Source organism: Xanthovirga aplysinae, from assembly GCF_009711365.1.
Lineage (GTDB): Bacteria > Bacteroidota > Bacteroidia > Cytophagales > Cyclobacteriaceae > Xanthovirga > Xanthovirga aplysinae.
In genome coordinates, this window is sequence record NZ_SMMB01001013.1 from 1 (window position 1) to 6,581 (window position 6,581).

At 36.9% G+C, this 6,581-nt stretch carries 4 protein-coding genes; 3 read left to right on the forward strand and 1 reads right to left on the reverse strand.

Going from position 1 to position 6,581, the window contains the following annotated elements; translation table 11 throughout:
• The first annotated feature begins 241 nt into the window (after positions 1–241).
• The 3 genes from E1171_RS10395 (at position 242) to E1171_RS10405 (ending at position 5,673) form a co-directional block, all read left to right on the forward strand.
• The gene (locus tag E1171_RS10395) at positions 242–3,088 is read left to right on the forward strand and encodes a TonB-dependent receptor domain-containing protein (RefSeq protein ID WP_187696385.1); all 2,847 of its coding nucleotides are present in this window, start codon (positions 242–244) and stop codon (positions 3,086–3,088) included.
• 41 nt (positions 3,089–3,129) lie between these two features.
• Positions 3,130–4,386 carry a RagB/SusD family nutrient uptake outer membrane protein gene (locus tag E1171_RS10400; RefSeq protein WP_155205942.1) on the forward strand — a complete coding sequence of 419 codons (1,257 nt, stop codon included), beginning with the start codon at positions 3,130–3,132 and terminating at the stop codon, positions 4,384–4,386.
• A gap of 105 nt (positions 4,387–4,491) precedes the next feature.
• Positions 4,492–5,673: a PepSY-associated TM helix domain-containing protein gene (locus E1171_RS10405; protein WP_155205943.1), complete on the forward strand. Its 1,182-nt coding sequence runs from the start codon at positions 4,492–4,494 to the stop codon at positions 5,671–5,673.
• Positions 5,674–5,981: 308 nt separating this feature from the next.
• Here the strand turns inward: E1171_RS10405 and E1171_RS10410 are convergent, their stop codons facing one another.
• The gene (locus E1171_RS10410; protein WP_155205944.1) at positions 5,982–6,560 is read right to left on the reverse strand and encodes a precorrin-2 dehydrogenase/sirohydrochlorin ferrochelatase family protein; all 579 of its coding nucleotides are present in this window, start codon (positions 6,558–6,560) and stop codon (positions 5,982–5,984) included.
• Positions 6,561–6,581 lie beyond the last annotated feature (21 nt).

Consider the following 6,581-nt stretch of genomic DNA (forward strand, 5'->3'; position numbering starts at 1 on the left):
TATATCTCTAAGAAAAATAGAATATATAATTAACCCTTTCCATCCCCCTTCTTCCGAAATAATATACACCCCATTACTTAATAATTCTCTCCCAATATCACAATTAACTCTATTTCAATAATTTGAAAAATATCAATTAAATTATTTTTAATAAATCTAAATAAAATTTTTGATTATCTAAAAAAAGCCTTCTAGTTTTGCCGCACTATTTTTAATGAATCTAAATAAACTCATTTTACAAATGAAGATTTTTTCACTTTCAACCTTATTCATCCTTCTCCTTAGTGGGAAACTTTGGGCCTTTCAATTGGAAGGGGAGGTAAGGGACCAACATACGAAAGAACCTTTAATAGGCGCCATCATTGCCATTGAGGGAACCACCATAGGAGATCTAACAGACGAAAAAGGACATTTTAGCTTAATCCTTGAGGAAAAATGGATTGGAAGTAACCTAACTGTATCTTATGTAGGCTACCAAAAACAAGATATTCAAATTGGAGAACAGAATTTTATTACTATCGAATTAATCCCTAATAAATTTCTTGAGGAAGTAGTAATTCAATCCAGTATTGCAGGAACTAAACCAAAAGAGCAAATAGCTACCTCCTACAACCAAATTAATGCAGAAGAATTAGCTGAAGAGCAAAGTTTCAACAATATGGCCGATGTGTTAAATGGAAGAAGTGGTGCCATGCAAACCTTTGGTGTCAATGGAAAAGTGGGATCAGGTATTCGTTTTAATACCAGAGCCAGTGCAACCTTTAGTCTCAATAGAGACCCCCTGGTTTTTGTAGATGGGGTCAGAATGAACACCTCGAACATTAACGATGTAGGAAGTAGCGCTCAGGAAACTTTAGCAGGATTAAACGATTTAAATTTAAATAATATAGCCTCCATCGAAGTTTTAAAAGGACCGGCAGCAGCGGCGTCCTACGGATCTGAAGCATCAAATGGAGTGATATTAATCAGAACAAAAAAAGGAACTGGAGAACGTTTGAACATCAATTTAAAAACTTCTCAAGGATTAAATGTTTTAGCCAATAAATATAATTTTTTGGTTAATAATAAGGACATTAACGATTTCTATACCCCAGGAAGAATTCAAAATATTTATGGGTCCGTAAGTGGGCGCTCAGGCGAAAATGGTCTATTTTTATTATCCATTGATCACCGAGACAATGAAAGCCACGTACCAGGAAATAGAGATTTACGGGAAACCTTTAATGGCCGATACGATTACAATAAGAAGAAATACAGCTTTGGATTCAGTTCCCAATATACGGTAGGCCAGCTTTGGCTCCCCCCTACCGGTTCAGGAAAATACGATGCCACCTGGAATTTAATGAAAGACCAGAAGCCCTGGCCTTTTTTGGAAGGTAAACGAGAAGCATGGGCGGCTCAGGAGATCAAGTATGACAACAACCGATTTTTGGGTAACCTTTATCTGAATTATTCACCAATAGAGAATTTAGAAATTCGATCAACATTAGGTTACGATCAAAACACAGTTGATGGCATCAATTATAAGCCTTTCGGAATTAACTTTGGCAGCATTCAGGAAGGAGCAAAAACTTCCTCAAATCGAATAAATTCCAATACGAATTGGGAAATATCAGCCAATTATCTTTTTGAATTGAATCCCAAAAACCGCTTGAGGGCAGCTTTGGCCTCTCAGCTTAATTATTCTCAATCTATTGCTACCAGTGTTTCAGTAGAGGGGTTTCCTTCTGAAAACGTGAACGGATTAGGAGCTGCTGGAACCATTACCTCGACAGAGGAATCACGCTTTGAGAAACGTACCCAAGGAGTTTATGGAGAACTGAGCTACGATTATGACAATAAATTATTTTTAACAACTGGTTTAAGAAGGGATGCTTCTAACCTTCTGGGAAGCAATGTTTCTTCTATTTGGTACCCACAAGCCAATCTAGTCTACAATCTAACTGAAGAAAAACTCTTCCAAAACATTTTCGATCAGTTGAAGTTGAGAATGGCTTATGGGGAGTCAGGCAGGTTACCTCATCCTGAAGATGCAAAAACGACCTATAAGGCAATGCAAATGCCTACTGGTCCTGGTTACATTACTTATATCAAGGGAAATCCGGATATTAGACCAGAAAGATCAAAAGAATGGGAACTTGGAACCGATTTGGGTTACAAATGGATAGATATCAACTTTACCTACTATCGACAAAAAACTGTTGATGCAATTGTATACACCGACTTAAAGCCTTCTGAAGGTTGGTCCACCAATTCAGCCAAATATGCCCAAAATGCTGGAAGTATTAATGGATCAGGCTATGAACTAGGATTCAACATCAATCCTTTTAAGGATCTAAACCATAAATTAACTTTTGAAATCTTTGGAAATATTAATTATCAAGAAAACAAAGTTACGGATACCGGAGGCCAGGAATATTTATACTTTGCCTCTGCCATTAAAGAAGGACTTCCGGCCTATGCTTTCTACACACAAAAGTCTCAGGGAGCGGTTTTCAATGAAGACGGCACTTATGCTGGGGAAATTATTGGCGATTATGAAAATTTGGGTAAACCTTTCCCAGACTACTCTGGTTCCTTCGGATTAAACATGACTATTGCCAGAAATCTAAGTATTAACAGCTTATTCACTTTTGCAACTGGCTTTCAGATTTACAACATCTCCCAAAGGAACATTGCCGGGCAGGGAGATAATCTCTTGGCTAAAGAAACAGCCTTAGAAAAAATGAACCAAAGTACAGTCGGTTCTGATGAGTACAAATACTGGGCAAATGAACTTTCTCAATACGAACGTTCAAGAGGAAATTTCGTACAAGATGGAGATTTTTTGCGTCTGAGCAATGTAGTTATATCTTACAATCTTACAAAAACAATAAATAATTGGTTTGGACACCTTTCATTCTCTCATGTAGTACTTTCCGCTTCAGGATCCAATCTTTGGTTAACAACAAAATATAAAGGGGTAGATCCTTTGGTTGCAGGAGAAGGAGGAAGCAGAGACTTAAGGAATGTTTCCCATATAGGATCTGACTGGACTTCTGTTCCTGCACCACGCACATATTTACTTACCCTAAACATTGGAATTTAAACCCTTAGCAAGTTTCTATTAACCTATTAGTTATTCAAAAGATGCAAACTAACAGAACTTTATATATTATTTCATTTGTCATTTTGTGCTGGCTTAATGGCTGTAACGGATTGTTGGAAGATGGACTGGAACCAAATGATCGGCTCACTTACGACCAGTTAAATGAGCCCCAGGCCTTTGGACAATTGGACACAGAGGGTATATTGCTTCCTGGACCCAACATCACATCCCTTTTGTATACTGGAGCCAATTTCTACTCAGATTTATTCCCCTATACGGGGGTAATGTCGGATGAATTCGAATGGGTCGAAAATGGTAATATTGTTATTTACAAAGAAATTTATGAAGACCGCTTAGCACCCACTAACTCCGGCATCACCTCATTGTGGACTAAACTTCATAGTTATTTGGCACAAGCCCAAGAGGTAATTCAACGAGTGAATGATACCAAGTGGTTGGAAAGCCCAGAACATCAACAAATAAAACAGCAATCACTTTGGTATGCCTACTTTCACCAGGGAAATGCCTATGTTAATCTTTTTGCCTATTTCAACGCTAATCAAACGGATCCTGGAACTCTCTATTTGGAAGGCAAGTCGGTAAGCCATGAGCAGACCTATGATTTGGCATTAAATTCATTAGAAAAAGCCATGGAATATGGGGATACCTATCAAAAAAGACTGACAAATAGCATCATTGCCCGTGCAGCTCTCCTAAAAGAAGATTGGGCTGTTGCCACTGAAGCTGTGAAAGAGGGACTAAAAATAAATGATGAACCTCTGATTATGCAATATGCTCAGGGTTCATTGACTAACGGCTTGGGCAATGTAGCTGGGCCCTTTGGTAGAGAACTCAGTGTTCCATTATCCTTTAAAAATCTATTAACAACAGAGTCTAGTATAATACGAAATCCAACCACAAGCATCACTACAGATAATGGGAGTCGTTGGGTACAAACTTTATATGGTCAATATGATAATAGTGTTGTGACTGACTTTACTGAAACCAACCTCATTATGGCAGAACTGATCATCAGAGGGTTTTACCCTGGTAATAAAACAGATGCCATAATCCTGATTAATGAAGTCTTAAATTATTATGACCCCAGTGGGCAATCGGCTACTTCAGAGCAGGAGCTAACATTAAAAGAAATAGAACTTTATAGAAGGATTTACCTATCCTGGAGAGGGCTCCGCCTTTTAGATCTAAGACGGTTACCTTCTGACGGGGTAGCACAGCTTCCTTTCAGCGAAAGAGATTGGAAGTGGTTTCCAGTTCCGGAAATAGAATTCATATAAATATAATTACCCAGAATTGAAGCATCCATTATTAATTTTGTATAATTGATGCTTCATTTTTTCACCAAGCAACTTTTACTTTTTAAGAAACTTTAAATCCTCCTAATGAATAAACAAATACCAAAGAAGAAAAAATTTAAGAAAACCATACGCAAAATTCATCTTTATTTAGGTTTAATCACAGGACTAATATCCCTAAACACCTGCATTACAGGATGCCTTATGGTATTCGAGGATGAATTATCATTAATGCTATACCCCCACCGTTTTCAACTAAACCCGGAGAAAGAAGCCTTACCCATCCAAAGCTTTGTTGCTCAAATTGAAGGAAACGATGCCATTTTAGAAAACGGATTCGTGTATGGAGCAAGGGTCTTCTCTGATCCCAGCCAGGCTTATCAAATCTTTGTTCGGAATCCCGAAAAAGAAAGCAGAACAGTTTTCGTCGATCCCTATCAAGGAAAATTACTGGAAGTCTACAATGGTAGAAATTCCTTTTTCCATACCATTGAAATGCTCCACCGTAACCTTTTATTAGGAAAAGTAGGAAAAAACATTGTAGGTTACTCCACTATTGGTTTTGTTTTTTTATTGATTAGCGGTTTAATTTTATGGTTTCCCAAAAGAAATAAAGCTTGGAAAAAACGATTTTCTATCAAATGGCAAAACACTTCCTGGAAAAGAAGGAACTATGATTTACATTCAGTATTAGGGTTTTACAGTTTAATTTTTCTTTTCCTAATTTGTTCTACTGGCTTAGTTTGGTCGTTTAAAATTATTCGAAATGCCATAGTTGCCATTGAAAAACCAACCGAAGAAGCAAAACCAAAATCAAATTTTCTCCCTTATGATGTCACACAAAAGATAATATCCCTGGATCAGGCTTATGAAACAGCAAAACAACACTTTCCAAATGCTAAACGCACCACGATCCGTTTTTCAGATGCTCCTGATGGAGTTGCCTCAGCATCCATCACCACTCTTACTGCCCCACATGAAAACGGATACCACACAATGGTACTGGACAAATACAGTGGTAAACTTCTTCGCCTCCAATTATTTGAGGAATTACCATTAGGGCAAAAGATTTACCGTTATATATATCCCATTCATATTGGTTCTATATATGGGCTTCCCACCAAAATCCTGGCCTTTATAGTCTGTCTAATAGGATTTTCACTACCTATTAGTGGTTTATGGATTTGGATCTTTAGAAAGAATAAAAAAAGAAAAAAACTAACTAAAAGTTCAACTTCGAAAACCCAAAATATTTTGGTTAAAACTTAAAAGGGAATTTGCAAATTAATTCCCCAAATCAAGTCGTCCCAAATTATGCTTATTATATAAAGTTAAATAAATACACTCACTAACCCTTTTATATTCTTTGAGACTTGACAAATAATGTAATAAGGTTAGTGATATATTTTGGGAAGTGTGGAAATATCCCAAAAAAATAAAGGTAAAATTCCTAGGGATTACATTCGACTAAAACTAATTCTAATCTGAAAAATCCAAGATCCTACTATTAATTGCAAATTCATTTACAAAATGTTAAAAAAAGGCTAATACTTTAATTCCTATCCCATACAATAATCCTACCCCCGTCCCACCAACTCCCGGGTAATTTGATTCAACCGTTTCACTTTAAAATTAAAATCCCCTTTCAAAGAATCACGGATACTTTTTAAGTTCCCCAATAGCTCTTCAATGTCGTCACTCAGAGAATTTTCCAACATCTCTCGAAAGCGCTTTGCAAAGGTGGGAGACATCCCATTGGTAGAAATGCCTACTTTTAAATTTCCTTTCTTTACGGTTGAGCCTAAATAAAAATCACAGAGCTCTGGCTTATCTGCAACATTGATCAACAATCGCTTCTTTCTGGCAAGCATTCTAATGTCCTGGTTTAATGGGATATTGGCAGTGGCTAAGATTACCAAATCAATTCCTTCCAAATCCTCCTTTTGAAAAGCCCTGTTAAACAATTGAATATTCGTTTTTTTCTCGGCTAAATCCCTGACTTCCTCATTGATTTTCAAAGCCACCACTTTTACATTGGCTTTTTCATCATTCTTTAACAAAGCATGGAGCTTTTCCAACCCCACATTTCCCCCACCTACAAGTAATATTTTTATCTGGTCAATTTTTAAAAATATCGGAAATAGAGGGTTTCCCAGTTTATAAGTTTCTTTTTTTTT

Bases quoted from the DNA above. Each gene is read 5' to 3' on its own strand.
- E1171_RS10395 (WP_187696385.1), top strand. From the start codon at position 242: ATGAAGATTTTTTCACTTTCAACCTTATTCATCCTTCTCCTTAGTGGG.
- E1171_RS10400 (WP_155205942.1), top strand. From the start codon at position 3,130: ATGCAAACTAACAGAACTTTATATATTATTTCATTTGTCATTTTGTGC.
- E1171_RS10405 (WP_155205943.1), top strand. From the start codon at position 4,492: ATGAATAAACAAATACCAAAGAAGAAAAAATTTAAGAAAACCATACGC.